General features: G+C 71.0%; 24 protein-coding genes and 1 pseudogene. 10 read left to right on the top strand and 15 right to left on the bottom strand.

The genetic code is table 11. The features are described from left to right. The first annotated feature begins 257 nt into the window (after nt 1-257). The 5 genes from MUY22_RS05490 (at nt 258) to MUY22_RS05470 (ending at nt 5,741) form a co-directional block, all read left to right on the top strand. Entirely contained in the window at nt 258-1,628 is a 1,371-nt protein-coding gene (locus tag MUY22_RS05490) for a cystathionine beta-synthase (RefSeq protein WP_247057726.1), read from the top strand. A gap of 128 nt (nt 1,629-1,756) precedes the next feature. After that, the gene (locus MUY22_RS05485; protein WP_247057724.1) at nt 1,757-3,235 is read left to right on the top strand and encodes a hypothetical protein; all 1,479 of its coding nucleotides are present in this window, start codon (nt 1,757-1,759) and stop codon (nt 3,233-3,235) included. Nucleotides 3,236-3,639: 404 nt separating this feature from the next. Next, nucleotides 3,640-4,032 (top strand): hypothetical protein, encoded by a 393-nt coding sequence (locus MUY22_RS05480; RefSeq protein WP_247057722.1) that lies wholly within the window; start codon nt 3,640-3,642, stop codon nt 4,030-4,032. A gap of 36 nt (nt 4,033-4,068) precedes the next feature. Continuing rightward, the gene (locus tag MUY22_RS05475) at nt 4,069-4,530 is read left to right on the top strand and encodes a hypothetical protein (protein WP_247057720.1); all 462 of its coding nucleotides are present in this window, start codon (nt 4,069-4,071) and stop codon (nt 4,528-4,530) included. 53 nt (nt 4,531-4,583) lie between these two features. Continuing rightward, a complete protein-coding gene (locus tag MUY22_RS05470; RefSeq protein ID WP_247057719.1) occupies nt 4,584-5,741 on the top strand; it encodes a cystathionine gamma-synthase in 1,158 nt (385 codons plus the stop codon). A 71-nt stretch (nt 5,742-5,812) separates the two neighbouring features. On the opposite strand, the gene MUY22_RS05465 is transcribed toward MUY22_RS05470, so the two are convergent. Continuing rightward, nucleotides 5,813-6,085 carry a hypothetical protein gene (locus MUY22_RS05465; protein ID WP_247057716.1) on the bottom strand — a complete coding sequence of 91 codons (273 nt, stop codon included), beginning with the start codon at nt 6,083-6,085 and terminating at the stop codon, nt 5,813-5,815. 94 nt (nt 6,086-6,179) lie between these two features. On the opposite strand from MUY22_RS05465, the gene ilvA reads away from it, so the two are divergent. Further along, complete coding sequence (gene ilvA / locus MUY22_RS05460) at nt 6,180-7,382, top strand: threonine ammonia-lyase (protein WP_247057714.1); 1,203 nt, start codon at nt 6,180-6,182, stop codon at nt 7,380-7,382. Between the two features lie 5 nt (nt 7,383-7,387). On the opposite strand, the gene MUY22_RS05455 is transcribed toward ilvA, so the two are convergent. The 7 genes from MUY22_RS05455 to hppD form a co-directional block, all read right to left on the bottom strand. Next, nucleotides 7,388-8,245, bottom strand: coding sequence for a ferredoxin (locus MUY22_RS05455; RefSeq protein ID WP_247057712.1), 858 nt, complete (start codon nt 8,243-8,245; stop codon nt 7,388-7,390). 90 nt (nt 8,246-8,335) lie between these two features. Next, a complete protein-coding gene (locus MUY22_RS05450; protein ID WP_247057710.1) occupies nt 8,336-8,758 on the bottom strand; it encodes a hypothetical protein in 423 nt (140 codons plus the stop codon). Between the two features lie 52 nt (nt 8,759-8,810). Then, on the bottom strand, nt 8,811-9,245 hold the full coding sequence (locus MUY22_RS05445; protein WP_247057708.1) for a hypothetical protein: 435 nt from the start codon (nt 9,243-9,245) through the stop codon (nt 8,811-8,813). Beyond that, nucleotides 9,232-13,512, bottom strand: a complete 4,281-nt coding sequence (locus MUY22_RS05440) for a hypothetical protein (RefSeq protein ID WP_247057706.1) — start codon at nt 13,510-13,512, stop codon at nt 9,232-9,234. Before MUY22_RS05440 ends, MUY22_RS05445 begins: the two co-directional genes overlap by 14 nt. Further along, nucleotides 13,512-13,820 carry a type VII secretion target gene (locus MUY22_RS05435; protein ID WP_247057704.1) on the bottom strand — a complete coding sequence of 103 codons (309 nt, stop codon included), beginning with the start codon at nt 13,818-13,820 and terminating at the stop codon, nt 13,512-13,514. The genes MUY22_RS05440 and MUY22_RS05435 overlap by 1 nt, the downstream gene beginning before the upstream one ends. Nucleotides 13,821-13,831: 11 nt before the next feature. Continuing rightward, a complete protein-coding gene (locus MUY22_RS05430) occupies nt 13,832-14,392 on the bottom strand; it encodes a YbaB/EbfC family nucleoid-associated protein (RefSeq protein WP_247057702.1) in 561 nt (186 codons plus the stop codon). Between the two features lie 161 nt (nt 14,393-14,553). Next, nucleotides 14,554-15,756 carry a 4-hydroxyphenylpyruvate dioxygenase gene (hppD, locus tag MUY22_RS05425; protein ID WP_247057700.1) on the bottom strand — a complete coding sequence of 401 codons (1,203 nt, stop codon included), beginning with the start codon at nt 15,754-15,756 and terminating at the stop codon, nt 14,554-14,556. A gap of 122 nt (nt 15,757-15,878) precedes the next feature. On the opposite strand from hppD, the gene MUY22_RS05420 reads away from it, so the two are divergent. After that, nucleotides 15,879-16,352, top strand: a complete 474-nt coding sequence (locus tag MUY22_RS05420) for an Lrp/AsnC family transcriptional regulator (protein ID WP_247057697.1) — start codon at nt 15,879-15,881, stop codon at nt 16,350-16,352. 3 nt (nt 16,353-16,355) lie between these two features. On the opposite strand, the gene MUY22_RS05415 is transcribed toward MUY22_RS05420, so the two are convergent. The 3 genes from MUY22_RS05415 to MUY22_RS05405 all read right to left on the bottom strand — a co-directional run bounded on the left by MUY22_RS05415 (nt 16,356) and on the right by MUY22_RS05405 (nt 18,413). Further along, entirely contained in the window at nt 16,356-17,168 is an 813-nt protein-coding gene (locus MUY22_RS05415; protein ID WP_247057695.1) for an MBL fold metallo-hydrolase, read from the bottom strand. 90 nt (nt 17,169-17,258) lie between these two features. Next, a complete protein-coding gene (gene greA, locus MUY22_RS05410; protein ID WP_247057692.1) occupies nt 17,259-17,762 on the bottom strand; it encodes a transcription elongation factor GreA in 504 nt (167 codons plus the stop codon). Between the two features lie 195 nt (nt 17,763-17,957). Further along, nucleotides 17,958-18,413 (bottom strand): DUF4307 domain-containing protein, encoded by a 456-nt coding sequence (locus MUY22_RS05405; RefSeq protein WP_247057690.1) that lies wholly within the window; start codon nt 18,411-18,413, stop codon nt 17,958-17,960. 163 nt (nt 18,414-18,576) lie between these two features. Here MUY22_RS05405 and mca point away from each other — a divergent pair, with 163 nt between their 5' ends. Continuing rightward, nucleotides 18,577-19,488 (top strand): mycothiol conjugate amidase Mca, encoded by a 912-nt coding sequence (gene mca / locus MUY22_RS05400; RefSeq protein ID WP_247057688.1) that lies wholly within the window; start codon nt 18,577-18,579, stop codon nt 19,486-19,488. Continuing rightward, nucleotides 19,485-19,820 (top strand): hypothetical protein, encoded by a 336-nt coding sequence (locus MUY22_RS05395; RefSeq protein ID WP_247057686.1) that lies wholly within the window; start codon nt 19,485-19,487, stop codon nt 19,818-19,820. Before mca ends, MUY22_RS05395 begins: the two co-directional genes overlap by 4 nt. A gap of 15 nt (nt 19,821-19,835) precedes the next feature. On the opposite strand, the gene MUY22_RS05390 is transcribed toward MUY22_RS05395, so the two are convergent. The 3 genes from MUY22_RS05390 to MUY22_RS05380 all read right to left on the bottom strand — a co-directional run bounded on the left by MUY22_RS05390 (nt 19,836) and on the right by MUY22_RS05380 (nt 24,890). Further along, nucleotides 19,836-20,804, bottom strand: coding sequence for a sensor histidine kinase (locus MUY22_RS05390; RefSeq protein ID WP_247057684.1), 969 nt, complete (start codon nt 20,802-20,804; stop codon nt 19,836-19,838). A 226-nt stretch (nt 20,805-21,030) separates the two neighbouring features. Further along, complete coding sequence (locus MUY22_RS05385) at nt 21,031-23,523, bottom strand: polynucleotide kinase-phosphatase (RefSeq protein WP_247057682.1); 2,493 nt, start codon at nt 23,521-23,523, stop codon at nt 21,031-21,033. Further along, nucleotides 23,520-24,890: a 3' terminal RNA ribose 2'-O-methyltransferase Hen1 gene (locus MUY22_RS05380; RefSeq protein WP_247057680.1), complete on the bottom strand. Its 1,371-nt coding sequence runs from the start codon at nt 24,888-24,890 to the stop codon at nt 23,520-23,522. Before MUY22_RS05380 ends, MUY22_RS05385 begins: the two co-directional genes overlap by 4 nt. Before the next feature lie 65 nt (nt 24,891-24,955). On the opposite strand from MUY22_RS05380, the pseudogene MUY22_RS49700 reads away from it, so the two are divergent. Beyond that, a pseudogene (locus tag MUY22_RS49700) lies at nt 24,956-25,033 on the top strand (DUF255 domain-containing protein); the annotation flags it as partial. Nucleotides 25,034-25,388: 355 nt separating this feature from the next. Here the strand turns inward: MUY22_RS49700 and MUY22_RS05375 are convergent. Then, entirely contained in the window at nt 25,389-26,648 is a 1,260-nt protein-coding gene (locus tag MUY22_RS05375) for a hypothetical protein (protein ID WP_247057677.1), read from the bottom strand. Nucleotides 26,649-26,652: the final 4 nt, after the last annotated feature.

Genomic DNA, 26,652 nt, shown 5'->3' with positions numbered 1-26,652 from the left:
CTTCTCTGATGGGTCGCGACCGCGCGCACGGCGCCGGGCGGGACCTCCGGGACGGGATGACGGCTCAGCGTGCGGCGACCCTCGGGTACGGAATCGGCACCGGTAGCGGCTTGGTGGCTTAGCGACACGCCGGCGCCGGAACGGCCCCGACCTCGCGCACAATGCCCGGCATTTCCGACGCGCACCCGGAGACCGCCCGGAGGCCTTGCCACGTGCTGAGTGGACAACGCCACCGGTAGGCCGTTTAGGCTGACGGCGTGGAGTACGCAGAGCACATCGCAGACCTCGTGGGCAACACCCCGCTGGTCAAGCTGAACTCGTTGACCAAGGGGCTCAAGCCGCTCGTGCTGGCCAAGGTCGAGTACCTGAACCCGGGTGGCTCGGTCAAGGACCGGATCGCGCTGCGGATGATCGAAGCGGCCGAGAAGTCCGGCGCCCTGCGCCCCGGCGGCACGATCGTCGAGCCGACGTCCGGCAACACCGGCGTCGGGCTGGCCATGGTCGCCCAGCGCAAGGGCTACAAGTGCGTCTTCGTCTGCCCGGACAAGGTCAGCGAAGACAAGCGCAACGTGCTCAAGGCGTACGGCGCCCGCGTCGTGGTGTGCCCGACGGCGGTCGCGCCCGAGCACCCGGACTCCTACTACAACGTCTCCGACCGCCTGGTCCGCGAGATCGACGGCGCCTGGAAGCCCAACCAGTACGCCAACCCGCAGAACCCGGAGAGCCACTACCTCTCGACCGGCCCGGAGCTGTGGAAGCAGACCGACGGGAAGATCACCCACTTCGTCGCGGGTGTCGGCACCGGCGGCACCATCTCCGGCACCGGCAAGTACCTCAAGGAGGTCAGCGACGGCGCCGTCCAGGTCGTCGGCGCCGACCCCGAGGGCTCGGTCTACTCCGGCGGCAGCGGCCGTCCCTACCTGGTAGAAGGCGTCGGCGAGGACTTCTGGCCGGACACCTACGACCGCAACGTCGCCGACGAGATCATCCCGATCTCCGACGCCGACTCGTTCCAGGTCACCCGCCGCCTCGCGCTCGAAGAGGGCCTGCTGGTCGGCGGCTCGTGCGGGATGGCGGTCGCGGCCGCGCTGAAGCTCGCCGAACGCCTCACCGAGGACGACGTCGTGGTCGTGCTGCTGCCCGACGGCGGCCGCGGCTACCTGACGAAGGTCTTCAACGACACCTGGATGTCCTCCTACGGCTTCCTGCCCCCGGACTCCTCGGGCGCGACGGTCGCCGACGTGCTGACCAAGAAGAGCGGTCAGCTGCCGGCCCTGGTGCACTCGCACCCGAACGAGACGGTCGCCGAGGCCATCGCGATCCTGGCCGAGTTCAGCGTCAGCCAGATGCCCGTGGTCAGCGCGGAGCCGCCGGTGATGGCGGCCGAGGTCGTCGGCGCGGTCAACGAGCGTGACCTGCTCGAAGCGCTGTTCACCGGCAAGGCCCAGCTGGCCGACCGGCTCGACCGGCACATGTCCCCGCCGCTGCCGACGATCGGCGGCGGTGAGCAGGTGGGTTCCGCGATGACGGCGCTCGAGGGGGCCGACGGCGCTCTCGTGCTGGTCGACGGCAAGCCGGCCGGCGTCGTCACGCGGCACGACCTCCTGGGTTTCCTGGCCGGTCGGTGACCAGGAGCCGAAAAGGGTCTTAATCGGCGAACCCGGCTGGGGCGTTACGAGCGCCCTGCCGGGTGATCCGATAGCGTGGGCGCAAATAGAACACTTTCGCGTCCTCGTCAAGGGGGTTCAAGACCCACATGAGTGCACCGCAGCCACCGAACCAGCCGTGGGGTGGCAACCAGCCACCTCAGGGCCCGCCGAGTGGCCCCCATCCGCAGCAGGACAACCCGTTCGGTAGTCCGGAGCCGACGCAGGTCGTGCAGCCACAAGGCGGTTCCCCGTTCGGGGAGACGCCGGAACCGACGCAGGTCGTCCAGCCCGCCCAGCCGGGTGAGGGCGGGGCGGGCGCGACCCAGGCGCTGCCGCCGGTCGACGCGAACGCGACGCAGTGGGTGAACCCGGCCGGCGGTGACGCCCCGGTTGCGGACTCCACGCAGCTGGTCCCGCCGGGATCCCAGCCGCCGCCGGCGATCCCGTACAACCCGCCGCCGAGCGCGGCCGACAACCCGGCCGCGGCGTTCGGCCAGCAGCAGGGTGGGTACGGCCAGCCGGGTGGCTACGGGCAGCAGTCTGGCGGCTTCGGCCAGCCGGGCCAGCCGCCGCAGGGCTTCGGCGGGCCGCCCGGGTTCGGTGGTCCCCAGCAGCAGTTCGGGGGGCCGCCGCAGCAGCAGTTCGGCGCGTCGCCGGCCGGCGGCGGCAACCCGCTGTTCGGCTACATCGCGGCCGGTCTGCTCGCGATCTTCGGCCTGCTCGCGGTGGTGTTCTTCTTCGTCGACATGTTCGACAGCGATTTCACCACGTACTCCGACGCCGTCGGCAAGGTCACCGACCAGCAGATCCAGGCGGCCAAGGACGCCGGGCAGTACATCTCGCCCGGCGCGTTGACCATCTACTACATCCTGGTGCTGGTCGGCGGTCTGGCCGCGCTGGGCGCCGCCGTGTTCACGTTCCTGAAGAACAAGATCGCCTCGTTCCTGGCGGTCGGCGGCGGCGCGGTGCTGCTGATCTTCGCGATCCTGATCATGATCGAGCTGAGCATCGACGTGCCGGACGGCGCGACGATCAAGTTCGGCAACGGCCAGGCGCTCTACCTCGTCGCCGGGATCTTCGTGCTGGCGATCGGCGTGCTGGGGCTCCTCCCGGCGACCAAGCAGTTCGTCGGCCTCGGTGACGGCGCGGCCGCGTCGACCGGTCCGCAGGGCTTCGGCGGTCCGCCCGCGGGCTTCGGTGGCCCGCAGCAGGGCTTCGACGGTCCGCCGCAGGGCTTCGGTGGCCCGCAGCAGCAGCCCGGGTTCGGCCAGCCGGGGCAGCCCGGCCCGCCGCCGCAGGGCTTCGGCCAGCCGCCGCAGGGTTACGGCCCGCCCCCGGGCTACGGCCAGCCGGGCGGCTCCAACCCGGCCAGCGGCGGGTTCCCGCAGCCGCAGGGTGGCGGGTTCCCGCCGCCGCACCAGCAGCCGCAGCAGCCGGGTGGCTTCGGCCAGCCGGGTCAGCCGCCGCACGGCTACCCGCAGCAACCGGGCCAGCAGCCGGGTCAGCCGCCGCAGGGCTGGGGACAGCCGCCGCAGCAGCAGGGCCCGCCCAGCGGAGGGTTCGGTCAGCCGCCGCAGCAGTGGTGAGTGAACACCGTTTTCGTGCCCCGGAGCCATTTCGGCTCCGGGGCACGCTGCATTTATAGCGAAGCGTGCAATTGTCCGAATAGGACAAGCGGTCGGTGAATCGCGCGCCGTGATCGCGTGACAGGATTTCCGCCTCTAGCGCAGGAAAATGATCTTGGGTTCCGCCGTCCGGCCGAATTCCCATATTTTTTAGGACTACTTCCCCAGGTGCAGACTAGGCTGAGCGCCGATGTTCGTGTTCTGTCGATGGGGGATTCGTGGCCGGTCCGCTCGGTTACCCGGTAGCTCATTCGCATTCGTATTCATCCGCTAGGCCGTCCGGAGTAACGGCCGTTCTCGCCGGATTGCTCGGTTTGCCGGCCGCCGTCGCCGCCGGGTTCGTGCCGGTCAAGATCTTTCTCGACATGCCCGCCGAATTCAGTCTCGGCATGCTGCCCGCGTTGGTGCTGGTCGATCTGGGCGCGTTCCTCCTCGCCGGGCTCGTGCTGTTGCTCGGCTCGCTGGCGACGTTGTTCCGCGCGACCGCGGGGGCGGTCCTGCTCGGGCTCGGCGCGTTGCTGGCGATCGGTGCCCTGCTGACCGAGCCGCTGTCGGCCGGGGTGCCGCTGGCGCGGTTCGTCGACGCGATGTTCACCCACGGCGGCCTCGCCATGGTCGACCGGGTCGGCCTCGCCGGGCTTTCGGTGTTCGTGCTGGTACTGGCCTTCCTGCCGCCGACCTTCCGGTACCTGCGCTACCGCACGCCCACGCTGCCCGTGTTCACCGGCCAGGGCGCGTACACGTCCGAGAGCTGGTGATCGCGCGGTCACCCGCCGTGGCCCTATCCTCGGCGCGTGATCTTCTCCGCGCTCACCTCCGCCACCGGCCGGACGGCGCGGGCCGCCGCGGCCCTCGCCGTCCTCGGCGGGCTGCTCTACCTGGCCGGCCTGCTCCTCGACGTCGTCGCGCTGGTCCGGTTCCCGGGTGACGCGCCCCGCACGGCCGTCCACGCGGCGGTCGACCTGCTCCTCACCGCGGTGCTGCTGCCCGGCGGCGTCCTCCTGCTGCGCCACGACCCGCTGGGCCGCCTCGGCTGCATCGCGGGCAGCGCGACGGCGATCGTCGCGACGCTGACGTCACTGCTGCTGGCGGCGACCGGCCTGGCGTACGTCGACCTCGGCGGCCCCGGTGACCTGGCGGCCGGCGGGGTGCTGGCGCTGGTCCTGGTGCTGCCCCCGGCCGTCGCGACGCTCGCCCTTTCGGCGGCGGTGCCGACCGCCCGCTGGTGCGGCCTTCCGGTCACTGGACGTGAGTGACGAGAGCCATCCCACCTGCCGGGAATGGACGGCCCGGGCCGTACGCTGAAGGGATGGTGGACGACTACTCCGAACTGGGCTTCGAGACCCGCGCGATCCACGCCGGTCAGAAGCCCGACCCCCGCACCGGCGCGGTGATCGTGCCCATCTACCAGACTTCGACCTACGCGCAGGACGGCGTCGGCGGCACTCGCGAAGGCGATTACGAGTACTCGCGCACCGCGAACCCGACCCGCAGCGCGCTAGAAGAGGCCCTCGCCTCGCTGGAGGGCGGCCGGCACGCCCTCGCCTTCGCGTCCGGCATGGCCGCGTCCGACGTGGTGCTGCGCAGCACGCTGCGCCCCGGCGACCACCTCGTGCTCGGCAACGACGCCTACGGCGGCACGTTCCGCCTGATCGACAAGGTGCTCAGCCTCTGGGGCGTCGAGCACACCGTCGCCGACCTCGGCAACCTCGACGAGGTGCGCGCCGCGATCCGGCCCGAGACCAAGCTGATCTGGTGCGAGTCGCCGACCAACCCGCTGCTCGGCATCGCCGACATCGCCGCGCTGGCCGGGGTCGCGCACGACGCCGGCGCCCGCCTGGTCGTCGACAACACCTTCGCGACGCCGTACCTGCAGAACCCGCTGTCGCTCGGCGCGGACATCGTGCTGCACTCGACCACCAAGTACCTCGGCGGCCACTCCGACGTCGTCGGTGGCGCGATCGTCACCAACGAGGACGAGCTGCGCGAGCAGTTCTTCTACCTGCGCAACGCCGCGGGCGCGGTCCCCGGCCCGTTCGACGCGTGGCTGACCCTGCGCGGCATCAAGACCCTGGCCCTGCGCATGGAGCGGCACAGCGACAACGCCGAGCTGGTCGTGCAGGCGCTGCTGAAGCACCCGAAGGTCGCGAAGGTCTACTACCCGGGCCTGCCGGAGCACCCCGGCCACGAGATCGCGGCGAAGCAGATGCGCCGCTTCGGCGGCATGGTCTCGTTCAGCCACGTCGACGGCGAGCAGGCGGCACTGGACGTCGCCGCGCGCACGAAGCTCTTCATCCTTGCGGAGTCCCTCGGCGGCATCGAGTCGCTGATCGAGCACCCGGGCAAGATGACGCACGCGAGCACCGCGGGCTCGACCCTGCAGGTGCCGGCGGACCTGCTGCGCCTCTCGGTCGGCATCGAAGACGGCACCGACCTGGTCGCCGACCTGCTGACCGCCCTGGGCTGACGTCCCGAAGACAGCAAAACGGCCCCGGAACCGACTGGTTCCGGGGCCGTTTCGCGAAGGCTTTCCGCAGGTCAGGGGTTGTAGTTGCCGTGCACCACGGTGCCGGATTTCGGGGTGCCCGCGGCGGGCAGGTCCGCGCCGTCGACGCAGCCGCCGACCAGCTCGACGTGGCTGTCGTGGCGGATGTACTGGGCCGGCGACGCGCACGAAGCGCTGTCCACCGTGATGTAGGCGGCTCCGGTGAGGGCGGCGGCCGACGCCAGCCCGATCACGAGCGGGACCAGCCCGGCGGAGCGGGTGGCGCGCGCCCGTTTAGCGGCGTTCGCGGGTTTCCCCCGTGCCATGGTTGCTCCCTGTTTACCGCAAGTTGACACGCCAAGGGTACCCGGCTCCCGGTCCGATCAACCTGTGGATCTCCTGAGTGGCATCATCCGGCTCATGGAACTCGTCACCATCGAGCGGATCCAGGCCGCCCGCGAACTCCTCAAAGGAGTGACCCGGGTGACGCCGATGGAGCACGCGCGCGACCTGCGCCGGCTCCACGGCGGTCCGGTGCACCTGAAGTGCGAAAACCTGCAGCGCACGGGCTCGTTCAAGATCCGCGGCGCCTACACCCGCATCCACGGCCTCACCGACGAGGAGCGCGCACGGGGCGTCGTCGCGGCCAGTGCCGGCAACCACGCGCAGGGCGTCGCGCTCGCGTCGTCGCTGCTCGGCGCCCGCTCGACGGTCTTCATGCCGCTGCGGGCGCCGCTGCCGAAGCTGGCCGCCACGCGCGGTTACGGTGCCGAGGTCCACCTGCACGGGGCGCTGCTCGAAGAGACCCTCGCCGCCGCGATCGAGTTCGGCGAGCGGACCGGCGCGGTGTTCATCCACCCCTTCGACCACCAGGACGTCATCGCCGGCCAGGGCACGGTCGGGCTCGAGATCCTCGAGCAGGTGCCCGGGGTCAAGACGATCCTCGTCGCCACCGGCGGCGGCGGGCTGGTCGGCGGGGTCGCCTCGGCCGTCAAAGCCGTGCGGCCGGACGTCAAGGTCATCGGCGTCCAGGCCGAGGAGGCCGCCGCGTACCCGCCGTCGCTGGTCGCGGGCGCGCCCGTCCGACTGAGCCAGACGTCGACCATGGCCGACGGCATCGCGGTCGGCGAGCCGGGCCCGGTCAGCTTCGCCCACGTCGCGTCGCTGGTCGACGACGTCGTGACGGTGTCCGAGCAGTCGCTCTCGCGGGCGGTGCTGCTCTGCCTGGAGCGGCGCAAGCTGGTCGTCGAGCCCGCCGGCGCGGCCACCGTCGCCGCGCTGCTGCAGCACCCCGGCGCGTTCGAGCCGCCGGTCGTGGCGATCCTCTCCGGCGGCAACGTCGACCCGGTGCTGCTCCTGCAGATCATCCAGCACGGCATGACCGCCGGCGGCCGCTACCTGCGGCTGCACCTGCGGGTCCCGGACCGGCCGGGGTCGCTCGTGGGCGTGCTGTCGTGCGTCAGCGGGCAGGGTGCGAACGTGCTCGACGTCGAGCACTCCCGGATCTCCGGCAGCCTCGACCTCGGCGAGGCCGACGTCGCCCTGGCCCTGGAGACCCGCGGTCCCGAGCACTGCAAGGAGATCGAGATCGCGCTGACGAACGCCGGGTACACCGTCGTCTGAGGCTGTTACTGCCGTTCGCCGGTGATCGCCGCCAGCGCCAGGACCGTGGCCTCGGCGGAGACCTCCGACGGCGCGGCGAACCGCCGGGCCCGGATGTGGGCGACCAGGTCCGGATCCGGCGGCACCCCGTGCTCACGCAGGTAGTACCCGACGGCGCCGGGCCAGGCCCACGCCCCGTCGGTGCGGAAGTTCATCGGCACGGCGTCGGTCCGCTCCGGCGCGAAGACGTCGGCGCCGTTGCTGCGGGACGCCAGGATGACCGGCGCCGCCTCCAGGTAGGCCAGCAACCGCTCGATCTCGGCCGGGACGAGGGCCGGCCGCCGGATGACCGGCCGGCCCGACGCGTCGAGACCGTCGTGGACGCGGGGCGTGCGCACCTTCTCGTCCGGGCCGAGCGGCGCCTGCGGGACCTGGGTCGGCGCCGGCAGGCCGGCCCGCTCCCGCAGCCAGCCGGGGATCTGCTCGTCGGCGCGCGGGAAGAACCGCAGCTCGTCCTGAAAACCGATGGGCGGGGGCTGGTGCCGGAACGGCGGTTCGAGGTCCGGCCGCCCGAAGTCGGCGTCGGCCGGCCCGCCGGGGTCGAACACGAGGACCGCGCCGAGCCAGGTGCCGAGCCCGGGCTGGTACATGCCCGCCCGCAAGACGCCGAGCAGCCGCACCGCTTCCGGGTGCGGCGGCAGGGTCCGGGGGAGCCCGTCCGGGGCGGTCACCAGCAGGTCGGCCTCGATGTGCCGCCCGGCCGCGCGGTACTCGACCCGCAGCTGCCGCCAGCCCGGTGGCACCTGTCCCGTCAGCACCGCGCCGATCTGCCGGACGAGCTCATGCTGCTGCTCGGGCCGCAACGGTCCTCGTGGCTGGCTCACGGTTCATCCCCCTCCGGGTTCACTGACGAGCGGTCTCGCCGGCCCGCGACCGGTCCGGCACGCGGGTGCGCTCGAGCCCTCCGGCCGCGGTCACGAACCGAGCTTCGCCCGGAACCACGGCGGGGTGTTTTCGGGGGTGCGCGGGTAGCGCTCCTGGTCCAGCGCGTACTGCTCGGGCGCCGGCGGGGTCCGGAACGGCGGCTCGTCGTCCCGGTTGAACCGCGCCTGGAACCGGTCGGGCCGGTCGATCACCATGTCCATCGAGTACCACGTGCCGAGGCCGTCGGCGTACATCCCCCGGCGCAGTTTCGCCAGCGGCTTCGACACTTCCCGCGGCGCGGGCACCGGCTGCCGGGCGCCGTTGTCCAGCGCCGCGCCCAGCCCGACATCGACGTGCTTGCCGACGGCCATGAAGTCGAACACCAGCCGCTGCCAGTTCGGCGGGGCCGCCGCGATGAGCGACTCGGCGATCTCGCCGAGCAGCTCGTTCTGCTCGATGGGGGTCAGCGTCATGCTGTCCGGTCCTCCGTTTTCGTTCACCGGTGGGGGATTCGTCGTGGTGACCCTAGTCTTCCGGCGCCGCCACGGCCGCCGCGTCGGCCAGCAGCGCGCGCAGCCAGTCCGGGATCCGCTCGTCCGCGCGGGGGAAAGCGGCGACGTCGCGGGCGAACGCCACCGGCGGCAGCTCCGGGAACCACCGCGGGTCCTGGTCGTAGTTGAACGACGCCTCGGGCTCTTCGCCCGCGCGCAGCCGGAAGCTCGCGGAGAACCAGGTGCCCCGGCCCGGCTGGTACATCACCTCGCGCAGCGCGGCGATCAGGTTCGTCACCGCGGGCGGCGCGACCTCCGGCGAGCTGCCGTCGGCCATGGCGACGGTCAGTTCGGTCTGGTACGCCACGACCGTCGCCCACACCCGGAACGTGACGCGCCGCCAGTTCGGCGGCAGCGCCTGCCCGACCGCGTCGAAGATCGCCGGGACCAGCTCATCAGGGCTCGCCATAACGCCTCACCGTCGCGTTGGGGTCGATGTTCTCCGGCACGTTGACGAACACCCGCTCGTACACCCGGGAAACGCGCTCGCCCGTCTCCGGGTCGACCTCGGTGACCCGCCACCGCATGACGTCCTCTTCGGACAGTCCGTCGGCCCGCCGCGGCGTGCTCACCTGCAGCAGTTCGACCTCACGGTCGGGCGGGTTGTGGTACGAGGCGAGCTGTTCCTCCTGGCGCCGCCAGGTTTCCGGCGGATCCCAGCCGTCGCGGGCGTGCCCGCTGTTGGACGCGGCCATCTGCCCGTGCATGTTGCCGTAACCCGGGGGGCCACCGCCCTCGGTGGAGACGAGGTGACCGCCCGCCCACCGGACTTCGCCGTGGTCCGGGTCGCCGCGGTAGGCGTTCTGGCCTTCGTGGCCCGCACGGCCCTGCCCGGTGAACCGGCCGCCGGCGTCGCGGTAGTCCTCGTTCGACTCGCGGTACTCCGGCTGCCCCGTCGCGGCGTCCGTCTGGCCACGGGCATCCGTGTGGTAGTCCAGTTTCTTCGCCGGGTCGTTGAAGTTGTCGACGCGGTACTGGCAGTCGGGCAGCAGCGGGTAGTTGAAGTCCGGGTTCGCGGGCAGCTTGACGCCGTCGGCCGTCCGGCCGCCACCGGGCGTGCACTCGACCCACTTGACCTTGCCCTCGGAGTCGGTGAAGAACCGCGTCTCCGACGCGATCTCCCCGGTCTTGGTCTTGTTGACCACCCGGTATTCGGTGTCGGGCTTGAGCTCGACGTCGCCGAGCACCCGGGGCTGGGTCGGCACCGGCGTCGAGAAGTCGCCCGGCGTGGTGCGGTCCCGCGGGCGCGGCCCGGACTCGATCGTCTGCGGCGAGTCGGGCGGCCGGTGGTACGGGTTGGCCGGCGAGTCGTGCGGGTGCTCGTGCCCGGGGCGGTCGAAGTCGACGAGCCGTTCGTCGTACCTCGGGTCCGTGGGCGAGATTTCGTGCTCGCCCCAGCCGTCGAGGTCGAACTCGTCGTCGTCTTCGTCCGCGTGGGAGGGCGAGCCGTCGCCGTCGCCGTCGCCGCGGTGCCGGGCACTCTCGGCGTCGACGTCGTGCGGGTCACCGTGGTGGCTGTCCGGCGCGAAGCCGTCGTCGCCGGCGCGGTGGGCGGTGCCGTCCGGGTGGTGGGTGTTCCACTCGCCGTCCGGCGGGATGCGCGGGCGCATCTTCCCGTCCGGGCCGATTTCGTAGTCGGACGAGAAGACCCGGCCGTGTGCGTCGGTCCACGCCGGTTTCGTCGGTGCCATCACCTCGGTGTCGAGCTCGCGCGAAAGCCGGTGCGCGAAGTCGTTGGAACTCGCGTCGCACCCGATCAGCCGGACGGGCCGGCCGTCGTAGTCACCGTTGCGGCGCAAGACATCCGCGAACTCTTCCGGCGTGTAGAGCCGATCGCCGATGCGGGCGTGCCCATCCGGCGTGACGTGCACGTCGACGGTGTAGCGGCCGTCCGGGTCGGGCTGCACGCGGTGCGGCAGGTCGCCCATGTCGGGGTCACCGGCGTGGTAGGAGCTGCCGGACGGCGTGCTTTCGGCGTGCCGCGCGTTGACCTCGTCCGGGCTGAGCGGCTCGCCGTGGTGGGGCGGGCTGCCGTCCGGGTCGTGGTGACCGCTCTCCTGCGGACGGTGTTCGTGCGGGCCGCTTTCGTGCGGGCTGTGGCCTTCGGGACTGTGCGGACCGCCGGGGCCGGTGTGCCCGGGACCGCCCGGCCGGGTGCCGGGAGCGTGCCCACCGGGGCGGGTGTCGGGCCCGTGGGTGCCGGGCCCGAAGCCACGCGCCGCCGGCGCGGGCGCATCCGGCGTGCGCGGCCGCGGGGCGTCACCAGGCCGCCCCTCGGGGAGATCGCGGCCGGGACGCGGACGTCCATCGGGAATGTCAGTGCGCGGGCGGCCTTCGGGAAGGTCGGTGCGCGGCCGTCCATCGGGAAGACCGGTGCGTGGGCGGCCTTCGGGAAGGTCGGTGCGTGGGCGCCCCTCGGGAGTGCCGGTGCGTGGGCGGCCTTCGGGAAGGTCGCCGCCGGTGCGGGGCCGCCCGGGCGCGTCGACGTGCGGCGAGTGCGCCCCGGGGCTGCCCGCGGTACCGGTCCAGCCGGCACCGCCGCCGGTGCGCGGGGAACCCCCGCCGGGACCACCGCCACCGCCGGGCCCGCCACCGGGCGGCACACCCCCACCCATCGGCGCGCCACCCTGCGGCGGAACACCGGAGGCGGCACCGTCCCCACCGCGCGGCGACGGGAACTGACCCCCCGGATCACCGGTGCGCGAGGGAGCGGGAGCGGTACCACTGGCGGAGGTGGTGCCATCGCCCCGCGGCGGCGCGGCACTGCCAGGACTGTCCCCACCGGCGTGCGAGCCGGGCCCATCAGCCCGCCCAGCGGGCGACGAGTGCGAAGGACTCCCCGAGCCGGACTGACTGGGCGCCCCGGAGTGCGTCGGTGCGGGGCCGCTGTCGGCGGCCCGCACGGAGGGGCTGGAGTCGCCCGCGTGCGAGGGCGAACTATCGCCAGCGCGTGCCGAGGGGCTGGAATTTCCGACGTGGGAGGGCGAGTTGTCGCCCGCATGCGTGGAGGGGCTGCTGTCGGTGGCTCGTGCGGATGGGCTGGAGTCACTTGCGTGCGAGGGCGAGCTGTCGCCCGCCCGGGTCGGCGAAGGGCCGTTGTCTACGGCCCGCGCGGAGGGGCTGGAGTCTCCGGCATGGGAGGGTGAGCTGTCCCCCGTGCGTGCCGAGGGGCTGGAGTTCCCGGTGTGGGAAGGCGAACCGTCCGGGGCGCGGGAGGGCGAGCTGTCGCCCGCGTGTGCGGAGGGGTTGGAGTCCCCGGCATGGGAGGGCGAGCTGTCCCCCGTGCGTGCCGAGGGGTTGGAATCCCCGGCATGCGAGGGCGAACCGTCCGGGGCGCGGGAGGGCGCGTTGTCGCCCGCGTGTACGGAAGGGCCGCTGTCCGCGGCCCGCGCCGACGGGCTGGAGTCGCCCGCGTGCGTGGGTGAGCTGTCCCCGGCGTGGGAAGGCGAACCGTCCCCAGCGCGGGTCGACGGGCCAACGTTCCCCGCCTGTGAGGGAGAGTCGCCGCGCGCCGTCGAGGGGCTCGAGTCTCCGGTCGGCGAGCCGCCGTCGCTCGCCGATGTGTCGCCGGCGGGGGCGTGGGTACTGTCGCCGCTTTGGGAGCCGGGCTCCTCGCGGCTCGGACTCCGGCGGGAGCCCGCGTCCGGCGAGGAGTCCGTGTTCATCGGGTCCGCGCTCGGCGAGTCCGAATCCCCATGGCTGCCACCGGAATCGCCTGCGGAGCCGTCAGAGCTGTCGCCGCCCGAGGAGCCGTCGGAGCCGTCCGGTGAGTCCTCCGCGCCGCCGTGGGCTCTTGTGTGGACTCCTCCCTCGCCCTTGGGGACCTTGTGGACGAAGCCGCCCTCCTTGATCTTCAGCCCGTCCAGGCCGCTGACCTTGCCCAGCACCTTGCCGAAGACCTTGGCGATCTTCTCGAAGATGTCGACGAGCTTCGACAGCAGCGGCGAGACCTTGCGGATCGTGTCGGTCAGCTTCTTGAGCAGGTCGCCGATCTTCTTGCCCCACTTGGCGATCGCGGCCGACGCCTGCGCGACGACGACCGGCGTGCCGAAGCCCAGCGAGAAGACTTCCTCCATCACCCACGCGATGAGCTTGCCGACCAGGTCCGCGATCAGCTGGCGCACGGTCTCCCGGACGAACGAGACGACCTGGCCCATGATCATGGTGACCGTGCTGATCGCGCCGGCGACCGTCGCCGCGCCGGACAGGGCGTCGCTGTGCTCGGTGGCGAACTTGCGGTAGGCGTCGGCGCCCGCGCCCTGCCAGCCCGCGGTGCCCGTCTTGACCGCGTTGTCGAAGTCGGTCTTCCGCTCGCCCAGCGCCTTCGAGACGTTGCCCCAGGTGTCCGCGTACGACTGGATGACCGGCGGGTTGCCCGCCAGCGAGTCCAGCATGTCCTTCAACGGCTGGATGTGCTCCATCAGGAACGACGCCACCGACGACATCAGGTACCCGAACGGGTCGACGGCCGCGCCTGCGATCTCGCCGGCCAGGCTCAGCACGCCCAGGCCGCCGGAAACCCAGTCGCCGTCCTTGATGCCGTTGAACGCGTCCATCGACGACTCGGCGATGCCGATGCCGCCGGCCCAGCCGTAGTCGCCGTTGCCGGCGGTCAGCGCGCCCGGCCCGTCGGGGTCCTGCTTGGCGTCCGCGACGAGCGGGTTGCCCTCGGGCATCAGGCACCGTCCGTGGACTTGGTGAGATCGTCGGCGACCCCGGCTTCGTAGGTGTGGTACGCCGCCGCGGCTTCGCGCACCTTGCCGGAGACGGCGGTCATCGCCTGCACGGCGTCCTTGAGCGCGTCGATCCCGTACTGCTCCACCGGGTCGAGCAGCATCCGGAACGGCTGGCAGAGGATGCCGTAGGCGTCCGTCGGCATGCTGACCTGGTTCGCCGCGTCGACGGCCTGCTGCAGCCCGTCACCGATGGCGTCCAGCTGCTTGGCGTGCGCGGTGAGGTCGGTGCTGAGTTCCACGTCTGACACGGTTTTCCCCCTCAGGAAAGGATCGGGCCGCCGAAGTCGTCGTCATCGTCGTTGTCGGCCGGACGACGGCGCCGGGGCGGCTGCGGCGGTGCCGGCGGCTGCGGTGGTGCCGGCGGAGTGCGCGGCGGCTGCTCTTCGTTGTCGTCGGGCAGGAACCGGCGGACGCGGTCGGGTTCCGGGAACGCGGGTTCGGGCTCCGGCGGCGGCTGCGGGAACGTGCTCTGCGCCTCGCGGACGATCTCCACGGCGGCCTGGTCACCCGTGCCGGTGGTCTCGGTCATGGCCTGCTGCAGCAGTTCCGGGATCCGCGCCTGCGCGCGCTGCACCAGCTGCAGCACCTGCGCCGAGACCTCGGCCATCCGCTTGGCGCCGGCGGCGGACTCCGCGATGACGAGGTTCTTCAGCAGGCCGCGCGAATCGACCGTCACCGTGACGAGGCCGTCCTTCGACCGCTCGGTGACCGTCTGGCCCTGCATGCGATCGGCCAGCGCCTGGTACCGGGCGGCGTTGTCCTCGAGCCGCTTGGTCCAGTTGTCGATCATCTCGTCGCTCGCGTCGACGCTGTCCGGCATCCCGGCCCTCCCTCTCGACGTCTCCACACTGACGGATCGGAGCCGCTCGCGGTTCCGTGAACACACCAAAGGCCACCATAGGGGACCCGGAGGTGCCCGATGGTGGCCTTCGCCGATTCGCGGTTTACAGGTTGCCGCGCAGTGCTGATGCCGCCTCGGCGTTAAAGATTGCCTCGGCGGTCCTGTTCACGCTCGATGGCTTCGAACAGCGCCTTGAAGTTGCCCTTGCCGAAGCCGAGCGAACCGTGACGCTCGATCAGCTCGTAGAACACGGTCGGCCGGTCGCCGATCGGCTTGGTGAAGATCTGCAGCAGGTAGCCGTCCTCGTCGCGGTCGACGAGGATGCTGTGCTCCTTGAGCGTCTCGATCGACACGCGGACGTTGCCGATCCGGGCGCGCAGCTCCGGGTCCTCGTAGTACGACGCCGGAGTGTCGAGGAACTCGACGCCGGCGGCGCGCATCGCGGTGACCGTGGCGATGATGTCGTTGGTGGCCAGCGCGATGTGCTGGCAGCCCGCGCCGCCGTAGAACTCGAGGTACTCGTCGATCTGCGACTTCTTCTTCGCGACGGCGGGCTCGTTCAGCGGGAACTTGACGCGGTGGTTGCCGTTCGAGACGACCTTGCTCATCAGGGCCGAGTACTCGGTCGCGATGTCGTCGCCGACGAACTCCGCCATGTTCACGAAGCCCATGACGCGGTGGTACCAGTCGACCCAGTAGTCCATCTTGCCGAGCTCGACGTTGCCGACGCAGTGGTCGACGGCCTGGAACAGCCGCTTCGGCGCGCCTTCGGGGCGCTTGACGGTGCTCTCGCGCGGCTCGTAGCCGGGCAGGTAGATGCCGGTGTAGCGCGACCGGTCGACCAGCGAGTGGCGGGTTTCGCCGTAGGTCGCGATCGCGGCGACGCGCACGGTGCCGTGCTCGTCGGAGACGTCGTGCGGCTCCTCGAGAACGGTCGCGCCCTGCGCGCGGGCGTGCTCGATGCACTTGTCGACGTCGGTGGTCTCCAGCGCCAGGTCGATGACGCCGTCGCCGTGCTTGCGGTGGTGCTCGAGCAGCGGCGAGTCCGGGCGCACGCCACCGGTGATGACGAACCGGGCCGAGCCGGACTTGAGCACGTAGGACTTGCGCTCGAAGTTCCCCGTCTCGGGGCCGGAGTAGGCGACGAGCTGCATCCCGAACGCGATCTGGTAGTACCAGGCGGTCTGGGTCGCGTTGCCGGCGATGAACACGACCGCGTCCATGGCCTTGACCGGGAACGGGTCTGTCGAGGCGTCGTGGTCGACGAGGCCGACGAGCTGACGCAGCTGGTCGTAGCTGACGTCGTCGAGGGCACCCTGGTGGGGTTCGGCAGTCTGGGTCATACCTCGAAGGATCCGCCTCGTGAGGCAAGATGTGCAATGGTCTCAGTTTTTGCTGGACAATATGATCGGTGTTTGCGGGACATCGGCTGTCATCATGGACAACTTGTGCAGGGAAGAGGGCAATGTCGGAGAACCTCGACGCATTGGACGCGCGGCTGCTGCTGTTGCTCACCGACACCCCGCGGCTGGGGGTGCTGGAGTGCGCCCGCCGCCTCGGGGTGGCCCGCGGCACGGTCCAGGCGCGCCTCGACCGCCTGGCCGAGCGCGGCATCCTCGGCGGGTTCCCGCCGGAGCTCGACCTGGCGGCGATGGGCTACGGCCTCACGGCGTTCGCGGTGATCGAGATAGCGCAGGGCCGCCGCGCGGAGGTGGCGCAGGCCCTGGCGGCGATCGACGAGGTCTGCGAAGTCCACGCGACAACGGGCCAGGGCGACTTGTTCGTCCGCATGGTGGCGCGGGGCAACGACGACCTGCAGCGGGTGATCGACGAGGTGGTCGGCGTCCCGGACGTCCAGCGGACGTCGACGTCGATCGCGCTGTCGACGCCGGTCCCGCCGCGGGTCCGCCCCCTGCTGGAGCGGACCGCGCGGGAGTGAGCGTCAGTCCTTGTCGACGACCTGGTCCAGGTAGCGCTTCGCCGAGCGCTGCACGACCTCGAAGCCGTCGGTGCGCACGATCGCGTCCCACCACGCGCCGTAGATCGCCTCGAAGTGGTAGCCCGCCAGCAGTTCCGCCGCGCGGCGGACGATGTGCGGGCGCTCCGGGACGAGGTTCGGGTAGCTGTACATGAAGCCGACGTGCGTGCGGTCGGGGATCACCTGCACGATGTCGCCCGACAGCAGCGCTCCGCGGCCCTCTTCGCCCGCCGGCCAGTGCAGGACCGTGCCGCCGTCGAAGTGGACGCCCAGGTTGATCAGCCGCAGGTCGGGAGCGACGTCCAGGGTCGTGCCGGACCACAGCTCCACCGACGGATCGGGCCGGCCGATCCACTGCTGATCGCCCTCGTGCAGGTGGATCGGCGCGTCGAACGCGTGCGCCCACTCGACCATCGTCGTGTAGTAGTGCGGGTGGCTGATCGCGATGCCGGTGATGCCGCCGAGGGCGCGGACCCGCTCGACGAGCGCGTCGTCGAGGTACGCCGCGCAGTCCCAGAGGAAGTTGCCGGACTCCGCCTGCACCAGCAGAGCGCGTTCGCCGATCGCGAACCCGGGGTTCGAGCCGACACCGACGATGCCGGGGCCCTGTTCCTCGACGCGCGGGGTGTAAGTGCCGCTCGCGCAGAGTGCGGCCAGGTTCGTCCACTGCTGCCCGGCCGCCGGGACGTACTGGCGTTCGTCCTCGCAGACCGGGCAGTTGTCCCGGGCCTCGGCGTACTGCATGCCGCAGGCCTGGCAGATCGGTTCCGTGCTCACTGACGTCCTCCCGGAATGTGGCTCCTGGGAGGACACGCTAGCTGCGGGGATGCGCGCCCGGCGACGGATAAACCGGGCGCGCCCGGACCGCTACTTGCCGTCGCTGTAGGGAACGGCCTTGACGAGGGTCACCTTCTGGGACTTGCCGTTCGGCAGTTCGTACTCGCGCGACTCGCCCTCCTTGGCGCCGAGCAGGGCCTTGCCCAGCGGCGACTCGGGGGAGTAGACGTCGAGGCCGCCCTCGGCGCCCTCTTCGCGGGTGGCGAGCAGGAACTTCTCCTCGTCGTCGTCACCGTCGTACCGGACGGTCAGCACCTTGCCCGGGCCGGCGGTGCCGTCGTTGGCCGGCGCCTCGCCGACCTTGGCCCCGCGCAGCAGCTCCTGCAGGTGCCGGATGCGTGCCTCGGCCTGGCCCTGTTCCTCACGGGCGGCGTGGTAGCCGCCGTTCTCCTTGAGGTCGCCCTCTTCGCGGCTGTCGTTGATGCGCGCGGCGATAACCGGCCGATTCTCGATCATCTCGTCGAGCTCGGTCTTGAGCCGGTCGTAGGCATCCTGGGTCAGCCAGGTCACCTTGGTGTCGCTCACGGTCACCATCTCCTCGTCGGGCCTGCCAGGCTTGCGTGTTCAAGCCGGCCCACACGGGCCTAGGTGCCCGCGTGGCTGAGATAAAGGAAAAACACGGCCCGTCGTGGGCCGTGCTGAGGGGTCAGACTATCACGGCAGGACAGGGCCAAGCCCCTTATTTCCGCGCGTCGTGGGCGTTGAGCGCGCGGTTCACCCCGTTGGCCGCTATGGGGTTGACAGGTACCGTGGTATGTCGTACGAGCAGCCGTACACGTCGGCGGTCACCGGAGCCCCGATGCTCTTGATCGTGGTGGTGATGGTGCTGTACTTCGCGCCGGCGGGGATCAGGAGCTCTTTGCGGCCGCTCTCGGCGCCGGTCTTGTCGCGGACGCGGACGACGCACACGCCCGGCCGGTTGTTGTCGTCACGGGTCACGTTGAGGGTGATTTCCATCGCGTTGCCCGGTTTGCCGCTGAAGGCGACGCGCTCGGCGTCGATCGGCGCGGACCCGAGGTTGACGTAGGCGACGTAAGCGACCACTCCGCTGACGACCAGGGCGATGGCCAGGAACAACCAGCGCCGCCAGCGCCGGGACGTCGGTGCGCGGCCGGTGCCGTAGCGGCCTTCGGGGAGCGTCGACGCGCTGCTCCCGACGACCGTTTCCGCCGGTCCGCCTGCCAACCCGGGGCCTCCTGCTCGAACTCGTCGTACCCCTGGGGACAATGGGTGTCGTCCGGCACGGGTACCGCCTACGGGAGTCGAGTATCCGCTGGCCGGGTGCGCGGCCCGCAGGTGGGTCCCGGTGCGGATGCGGAATAAGGGTCGAAAGGGAGTCGTTCGGAGCATGGTGGAAGCTGACGAGCTGAGGAACACCGCCGGGCCGCGCCTGCGCATGATGGCCGTGCACGCGCACCCGGACGACGAGTCCAGCAAGGGCGCCGCCAGCATGGCGCGCTACGCCGCCGAGGGCCACGAGGTGCTGGTCGTCACGTGCACCGGGGGTGAAGCGGGGAGCATCCTGAACCCCGCGATGGACCGTCCCGAGGTGCTGGCGAACATGAGCGAGGTCCGCCGGGAGGAAATGGCCCGCGCGGCCAAGATCCTCGGCGTGAGCCAGCGCTGGCTGGGCTTCGTCGACTCCGGCCTGCCGGAGGGCGACCCGCTGCCGCCGGTGCCCGAGGGCTCGTTCGCGGTGGTGCCGCTGGAGGAGTCCACCGAGGCGCTGGTGCGCGTGATCCGGGAGTTCCGCCCGCACGTCATCACCACCTACGACGAGAACGGCGGCTACCCGCACCCCGACCACATCCGCACCCACGAGGTGTCGATGGCGGCGTGGGACGCGGCGGCCGACCCGGACCGCTTCCCCGACGCCGGCGAGCCGTGGCAGCCGCTGAAGCTGTACTACATGCACGGGTTCTCGAAGGCCCGGATGGTCGCCTTCGACGCCGCCTTGAAGGAGGCCGGGCTCGAGTCGCCGTACACCGAGTGGCTGGCGAAGTGGGACCCCGACCGGGCCGATGTGATGGAGCGGGTGACGACCCGCGTCGAGTGCGGTGAATACTTCGAGGTGCGGGACGAGGCGCTGAAGGCGCACGCCACGCAGATCGACCCGAACAGCCGCTGGTTCTTCGTCCCCCTGGAGATCCAGCGGGCGACCTGGCCGACCGAAGAGTACGAGCTGGTCAAGTCGCAGGTGGACAGCACGTTGCCGGAGGATGACCTGTTCGCCGGCATCACGGAGAAGGTGAACACATGAGTCTGACGCTGCCGGCCGTCGTGGCGCTCCCGGTGACCGCGTCGGCAGTGGTGCTGGCGCAGCAACCCGGCGACGGCGACAACGGCGGGCAGGGGGAGGACTTCGGCAAGTCGTCCCCGGTCGGCTTCCTGGTGCTGATCCTGTTCCTCATCGCGGTGGCGTTCCTGGTCCGCTCGATGACGAAGCACCTCAAGCGCGTCCCGGCCAGCTTCGACGAACCGGCCGAGAAGGCCGAACCGGCTCCGGCCGCGGGCGAGCCCGCCAAGTCCGAGGCCGAGCCGGTCGTGGAGAAGAAGGCGGCCGAGGACACCTCGCCCGCCAAAGCCGACTGACCCGCGGCGACCGCGTCATCGCGGCCACGGCAGCCAGGCCCGCAGCCGGAACTCGCCGCCGGTCCGCTGGTGGTCGAGCTGCCCGCCGGCCGGCCGGACGCGCTCGGTGAGGCCGACGAGCCCGTGCCCGGCCACCCGCTGGGGATCCCCGGCCGGGCCGAGCGGGTTGGTGACGTCGATCTCCAGCCGGGCCCCGGCCTCCCCGCCCAGCGCGATCCGCACCGGCTGGCCCGGCGCGTGCTTGCGGGCGTTCGTCAGCGCTTCCTGGACGACGCGGTAGGCCGTGCGCCCCGCCATCCCCGGCACCCCGCCGACCTCGCCGGTCACCTGCACCGCCGTGCCGACCGCGCGGGACTCCTCGACGAGCCCCGGCAGGTCGGTCAGCTCGGGCACGGGCTGTTCCGTGCCGTCGGGCACCGGGTCGTCGTGCAGCAGCCCGATCACCTCCCGCAGCTCGCCGAGCGCCTGGTGCGCCGCGGCCCGCACCACCCCGGCCGCCTGGGCGAGCTTCTCCGGCGGGGCGTCGGGCCGGTGTTCGAGCGCGCCGGCGTAGGTCGCGAGCAGCGAAAGCCGGTGCGCGAGGACGTCGTGCATCTCCCGCGCGATCGACGCGCGTTCGGCCGCGCGCGCCTCGGCGATGCGCCGGCCCTGCTCGGCTTCGGCGCGCAGGGCCCGTTCGTCGAGGGCGATGAGCACGGCGTCGCGGCCCGCGGAGAGCGCGCCGAGCCCGGCGACGGCGACGTGCGCGAGCACCGCCAGCGCCAGCCACCAGCCGTAGGGCAGCCCGTCGGTCGGCCGCCAGAGGCCGCGCAGGGCGTGGGCCGCGACGCCGGCCACGGCGACGGCGACCGCGTGGCTCCACGGCCGGGACCGCGCGACCTGCAATACGCCGAGCACGGCGGGCGGCGTCGCGAGCGGCGAGAGGACGGCCAGCACCGCCAGCGCGAGCGTGCTCCGCACCGGCCGGCGGAACACCAGCGGCACGAGCGCGCAGCCGAGCAGCCCGGCCAGGACGTCGTAGGCCCGCAGGTCACCGGACGCTTACTGCCCCCACGCCGTCGCGGCCGCACCGACGACCGCCGCGGTCGTCAGCGGGCCCGGGCGGACGCAGGTCGCCGAGCCGGTCATCACCCGAGCGTACGACCGGAGGGAGGGGCCGCACAGCGACCTGAGTCCACACGGCCGCGGATCGAGCCGGCCGGGCGGACCACTAGAGCCGCGGGTCCACCGGGTCCGACTCCAGCGCCAGCACCGCGAAGACGCACTCGTGGACCCGCCACAGCGGCTCACCCCGCGCCACGCGCTCCAGCGCCTCCAGCCCGAGCGCGTACTCCCGCAGGGCCAGCATCCGCTTGCGGTTGAGCCCCCGCTTGCGCAGCCGCTCGAGGTTCTCCGGCAGCGTGTAGTCGGGGCCGTAGATGATCCGCAGGTACTCGCGCCCGCGCACCTTCACCCCCGGCTGCGCCAGCCCGCGCGCGCCGCGGGTCAGGTTGGCCGCCGGCTTGACGACCATGCCCTCGCCGCCCGCGCCGGTCAGCTCCTCCCACCACGCGACGCCCGCGGCGACCGACGTGTCGTCGAGGACGTCCACCGCCAGCGTGCGGGTGCGCTGGAACCGCGGCCCGGCCAGCTTCTCCAGCACCGACAGGTGCCACGCGTGCGGCCGGTCGTGGTAGCTCGCGCCCTCCGACGCCAGCAGCTGGAACGGCGCCAGCCGCACGCCGTCCAACCCCGTCGTCGGCCAGCAGTAGCGCCGGTACGCCGCCCGGTAGGAGTCCACAGTGGACTCACGGGCAGCCGTCCGCGCCAGCAGGTCCGTGACGTCGATGCCGCGCGCGGCCGCCGTCGCCAGCGCGGCGACGGCGGCGGGCAGCACGGCCTGGGCGGCCGCGCCGACCGACGCGTACTGGTTCGAGATCAGCGAACCCGCCTTCGCGCTCCAAGGCAGCAGTTCGGCGTCGAGCAGCAGCCAGCCGCTGTCCAGCTCCTCGAACAGCCCGGCCGCCGCGGAACGCACGTCGGCCAGCAGCTCGAGATTCTGCGCCGTAGAGAAGAACGGCCGTCCGGTGCGCGTGTACACCGCTCCGCCGCCTTGGACGCCGAAGCGCTTGTAGGCGACGTCGTCGTCCCGGCAGACGAGCACGACGGCCCGCGAGCCCATGTGCTTCTCCTCGCACAGCACCGACTGCACGCCGGCCGCGCGGTACTCGGCGAACGCCTCCTCCGGGTGCTCCAGGTAATCCTCGCGCGAAGACGTCGAACACGGCGCCATCGTCGGCGGCAGGTAGGCGAGCCAGCGCGGGTCCACCGCGAACCGGCTCATCACCTCCAGCGCCGCGGCCGACTGCTCCGCCGAGACGCCGACCCGGCCGTGCTGCATGGTCTGCACGACCCGCTTGCCGGTGACGTCGGCCAGCTCCAGCACGGCAGGCTCACGCCCACCGAGCGGCCGCGACGCGTCGAGCGGCTTGGTCGGCTCGTACCAGACCTGGTGGGCCTGCACCGAGACGACGTCGCGTTCCGGGTACCGCAGCGCCGTCAGCTTCCCGCCGAAGACGGCCCCGGTGTCGAGGCACATGGTGTTGTTGACCCACTCCGGTTCCAGCGTCGGCGTGTGCCCGTAGAGGACCATCGCGGACCCGCGGTAGTCGCGCGCCCACGGCAGCCGCACCGGCAGGCCGTACTCGTCGGTCTCGCCGGTCGTGTCGCCGTAGAGCGCCATGCTGCGAACCCGCCCGGACGCGCGCCCGTGGTAGCGCTCGGGCAGCCCGGCGTGCGCGACGACGAGCTTGCCGCCGTCGAGGACGTAGTGCGCGATCAGGCCGTCGCAGAACTCGTGCGCCTGCCGGCGGAACTCCTCGGTCTCGGCGCCGAGCTGTTCCAGCGACTCGGCGAGCCCGTGCGCGACGTTCACCTTGCGCCCGTGCAGCGCGCGCACCAGCTTCTGCTCGTGGTTCCCGCAGACGACCAGGGCGTTCCCCGACGAGGCCATTCCCATGACGCGCCGCAGCACGCCCGGGGTGTCCGGCCCGCGGTCGACGAGGTCGCCGACGAACACCGCGGTCCGCCCTCCGGGGTGCACGCCGTCGGCGTACCCCAGCTCGGCCAGCAGTTCTTCCAGCTCGGCCGCACAGCCGTGGACGTCGCCGATGACGTCGAACGGCCCGGTCAGCTCGCGCTTGTCGTTGCGCAGCGGCTCGACGTCGATCTCCGCCTCGGCCACCTCGGTCTCCCCGCGCAGCACGTGCACGCGCCGGAAACCCTCGCGCTCCAACGACTTCAGCGACCGCTGCAGCTCACCGCGCTGCCGCCGGATCACGTGCTCGCCGAAGTCGCGGTCGGGCCGCCCGGCGTTGCGCGCCGCGCACACGCCCAGCGGCAGGTCGAGCACGATCGCCGTCGGCAGCACGTCGTGCTCCTTCGCGAGCTTCACCAGGCTCGCCCGCGACGCGCGCTGGACGTTCGTCGCGTCGATGACGGTCAGCCGCCCGGCCGCGAGCCGCTTGCCCGCGACGTAGTGCAGCGTGTCGAAGGCGTCGGCGGACGCGGACTGGTCGTTCTCGTCGTCGGCGACGAGCCCGCGGAAGAAGTCGCTGGAGAGCACCTGCGTCGGCGCGAAGTGCGTGCGCGCGAACGTCGACTTGCCGGAGCCGGAAGCGCCGACAAGCACGACGAGGGACATCTCGGGAACGGTCAGCTTCACGCGGCCACCTCCTTGTCACTGGTCGTGAAGACCGCCATCTGGGTCGGCGGTCCTGAATCCTGGTCCTCCGGTCCGACCGGCAGGTGACGAACGGCGTAGCGGTTGCGGGCCGCGACGCCGTCCGCCCACGCGCGGAACTGCGCCCGGGTCCATTCGAACCGGTGATCGGCGTGCCGGAAATGCCCCATCGGGAGGAATTCGAACAGCCGGTTGTACTCCGCGTTGGGCGTCGTGACGATCACCGTGCGCGGCGCCGCGACCCTGAACACCGCGTGCTCCAGGGCCGGCAGGCGCTCTTCGTCGACGTGCTCGACGACCTCCATCAGCACGGCCGCGTCGTACCCGGCCAGCGCCGGGTCGGCGTAGGTCAGGGCGGACTGCCGCAGCGTCACGCGGCTGCGGTCCTTGAGCCGCTTCGCCGCGATGTCCAGCGCGGAGGACGAGACGTCGACGCCGACGATCTCGGTGAACGACGGCTCCTTCTCGAGCACGCGCAGCAGCGCGCCGGGACCGCAGCCGAGGTCGAGGACGCGCTGGGCACCGACGGCCCGGAGCGCGGCGAGCACGCTGCCGTGCCGCTGCGTGGACAGCGGTTCGGGCCGGTCGGGAACCTCGGTGACCAGGGCTTCGGCCTCGGCCGGGACGTCGTCCGCCTCGGCGAGCCGCGACAGCGCGTAGTTGACGACCGGACGGCGTCGCTCCAGGTAGCGGTTGGTGATGAGCGTCCGCTCGGGGTGCCCGCCGAGCCAGCCGTCGCCGGCGCGCAGCAGCTTGTCGGCCTCGTCCTGGCCGACCCAGTAGTGCTTGTCGCCGTCGAGCGCGGGCAGCAGGACGTAGAGGTGGCGCAGCGCGTCGGCGACGCGCTGGGTGCCGGCCAGCCGCAGGTCGACATAACGGCTCTCGCCCCACTGCGGGAACTCCGGGTCGAGCGGGATCGGCGTGGCCGTGACGCGCCAGCCGAGCGGCTCGAACAGCTTGTGCACGACCTCGGCCCCACCGCGCGCGGACAGCGACGGCACGTGGATCTCCAGGTCGAAGGCCTCGTCGACCAGCTCGGGACGCGCGGCGCAGCGTCCGGCGAGCGCCGTCGTGAACGCCGCCCGCAGCGCCACCGCGAGGTACGAGCCACCGGCGTAGGGCCGGTCGTTGACGTACTGCGTCAACGACGTCCCGCCGCCGCGCACGAGCTCGATCGCGTCGATGTCGACGAACAACGCGGCGGTGCACTTCTCCGGCATCGCCTCGGGGTAGAAGACGTGCGCGGTGCCGGCGGAGAGCGCGACCGACTGGGCTTTCTCCGGGTGCTTGTGCAGGAGGAAGCCCAGGTCGGTGGCGGGGGTACGGGTGGTCGAGATGGTCAACAGCACCGCGCAAGTGTGGCTGACGCCCCGGTGACCGCGCGCCCGGTTTTCCGGAGTGCGACCCTGAAGGCATGAACCGCCTCGCCAGCGCGACCAGCCCGTACCTGCTTTCCGTGGGTTATGCCGCGTGCCACTGGTGCCATGCGATGCATTAAGGAAGCTAGTGGTCGCGCTGGCAATTCGACGAACTGGGAGGGCTCGTCACGAGGGCCTTCTCACGCGAGGTTGCCAATCCACGTCCTTTAGATGGATCGAGTCCGTGTGTACCCGGTGTCGATCCAGTTCTATGGTCTTCTTCTGTATGGTATAGTGACTGCCATTGTGTGGCCAGTCCGGCCTTTCGAGCAAATCGATGACATCTGTTAGAGTGTCGACTCCGTTTAGATTTGCGAGGTATCTCATGGAGATTGCCGTCATTTTGGCTTCCGGCAACGGTCGTGCAGTCAACTGCTGCGGAGTGCCTACGCACCACGTCCATTTGACATCTCGAAACGCAGGCCACCCCTATGGTAGTTCCACTTTCGACTCGCCAGCTCCGAGAATCTCGCGAATGTGACCTAGTTGTCGCGCTGCGGCGGCGATGTTCTCTTCGATCTTTAGTGTCTCAGGTAGAGTCACGGCATCGATGGGCGATTTCACTTCGAATACCACGCCGCGCATGGTCGTAGCGTCAACTGCGACGACATCCAGATCGCCAACGATCCTGCCGGTGGCGTTCCGCACCTTGAGTCGTTCGGCTACTCGGGTTCCGTCGATTTTGCGAAGCCATGTTGCCCACACGTTCGCTCGATTCCCCTGTCGCTGACCGATCGGCCCGTACAAGGCTGGATCGTAGGCGGCGGTCCGCAGCATCAGCGAGTCGAACGCGCGCGGGAATAGGAGGAGAGGTAGGATGGTAATGATCTCGCCGTTTGGTATAAGGAGCGATCTACGGACTGAGCGACCTGTCCCTGCGGTCAAGCGATCGAGGGCCTCGTTGATTACCGGTATGGTAGAGCTGCTGCAGAGATTCTCCATCCAATCAATTATTGTGCTGCGAGAAGCATGCATGAGTGTTACTCCGGGAGCCTGAACCCCCGCGTGTGCCAGCTCTCCGAGCTGGGCTGTTGCCATTAGCACGCTGAGAATCTCGGCCATGGATCCGACTGTCAACCCCTGGCCCAGATCAAAATCATCCGCGAGAGGGCCCTCTGTTGGTGGGGCTTGCCACTCCCTGATCGCAGCCAAAGCCCGGTCGGCGGCCATCTGCATAAGCTCAAGCGGCGGTTCGAAATTGTTGAGCTGCTCTCGGGTCTGCCTTGCTGCCCATTCTAGTTCTGCTGCTGACGGCGTCGAAGGTGTGTGCGTACTCGACCTCTGCTCTAGGTAAAGGTCCGCGACCTCGGGTGCAACGTTCCACTGATGAATGACTCGAAATTCATTTCCGGTTTTCCTAACTCTGTAGGCACCTGTTCGAATTCCGATTTCGAGCGGTATAATTCTCGTGAACTTCAAAGCCAGGCGCAATGCGTCGAAAACTTCTCCCTCGGCGATGCTCTTTTCTCCCAGTGGTTGATCGTAGTGCCATCCCGGTAAAATATCGACAAGCGTCTCCCAGGGGAACTCGGTGAAGTTGACGCCGTGTCTGAACGACTCGGCGCGCGGGCGAACGGCCATCTGTAGCAGTGCATGAACCCTGGTGGCATCCATGGACCAAATGGCTAAATCGTCGACCTGTCTCTGATAGTCGGCAATGATTTCCAGAAGCTCTGCCTCAGGTGTCATGTCG

This window comes from Amycolatopsis sp. WQ 127309 (genome assembly GCF_023023025.1).
Classification (GTDB): Bacteria; Actinomycetota; Actinomycetes; order Mycobacteriales; family Pseudonocardiaceae; genus Amycolatopsis.
This window is presented reverse-complemented; position numbering and strand designations above follow the sequence as displayed.

Excerpts from the sequence above, each read along its gene's own strand:
- greA (WP_247057692.1), bottom strand. The coding sequence starts at position 17,762 with ATGGTGACCGTGAGCGACACCAAGGTGACCTGGCTGACCCAGGATGCC.
- MUY22_RS05485 (WP_247057724.1), top strand. The coding sequence starts at position 1,757 with ATGAGTGCACCGCAGCCACCGAACCAGCCGTGGGGTGGCAACCAGCCA.
- hppD (WP_247057700.1), bottom strand. The coding sequence starts at position 15,756 with ATGACCCAGACTGCCGAACCCCACCAGGGTGCCCTCGACGACGTCAGC.
- MUY22_RS05430 (WP_247057702.1), bottom strand. The coding sequence starts at position 14,392 with ATGCCGGACAGCGTCGACGCGAGCGACGAGATGATCGACAACTGGACC.
- MUY22_RS05465 (WP_247057716.1), bottom strand. The coding sequence starts at position 6,085 with ATGGCACGGGGGAAACCCGCGAACGCCGCTAAACGGGCGCGCGCCACC.
- MUY22_RS05470 (WP_247057719.1), top strand. The coding sequence starts at position 4,584 with ATGGTGGACGACTACTCCGAACTGGGCTTCGAGACCCGCGCGATCCAC.
- MUY22_RS05440 (WP_247057706.1), bottom strand. The coding sequence starts at position 13,512 with ATGCCCGAGGGCAACCCGCTCGTCGCGGACGCCAAGCAGGACCCCGAC.
- MUY22_RS05450 (WP_247057710.1), bottom strand. The coding sequence starts at position 8,758 with ATGACGCTGACCCCCATCGAGCAGAACGAGCTGCTCGGCGAGATCGCC.
- MUY22_RS05420 (WP_247057697.1), top strand. The coding sequence starts at position 15,879 with ATGTCGGAGAACCTCGACGCATTGGACGCGCGGCTGCTGCTGTTGCTC.
- MUY22_RS05375 (WP_247057677.1), bottom strand. The coding sequence starts at position 26,648 with ATGACACCTGAGGCAGAGCTTCTGGAAATCATTGCCGACTATCAGAGA.
- mca (WP_247057688.1), top strand. The coding sequence starts at position 18,577 with ATGGTGGAAGCTGACGAGCTGAGGAACACCGCCGGGCCGCGCCTGCGC.
- MUY22_RS05395 (WP_247057686.1), top strand. The coding sequence starts at position 19,485 with ATGAGTCTGACGCTGCCGGCCGTCGTGGCGCTCCCGGTGACCGCGTCG.
- ilvA (WP_247057714.1), top strand. The coding sequence starts at position 6,180 with ATGGAACTCGTCACCATCGAGCGGATCCAGGCCGCCCGCGAACTCCTC.
- MUY22_RS05445 (WP_247057708.1), bottom strand. The coding sequence starts at position 9,245 with ATGGCGAGCCCTGATGAGCTGGTCCCGGCGATCTTCGACGCGGTCGGG.
- MUY22_RS05480 (WP_247057722.1), top strand. The coding sequence starts at position 3,640 with ATGCCCGCCGAATTCAGTCTCGGCATGCTGCCCGCGTTGGTGCTGGTC.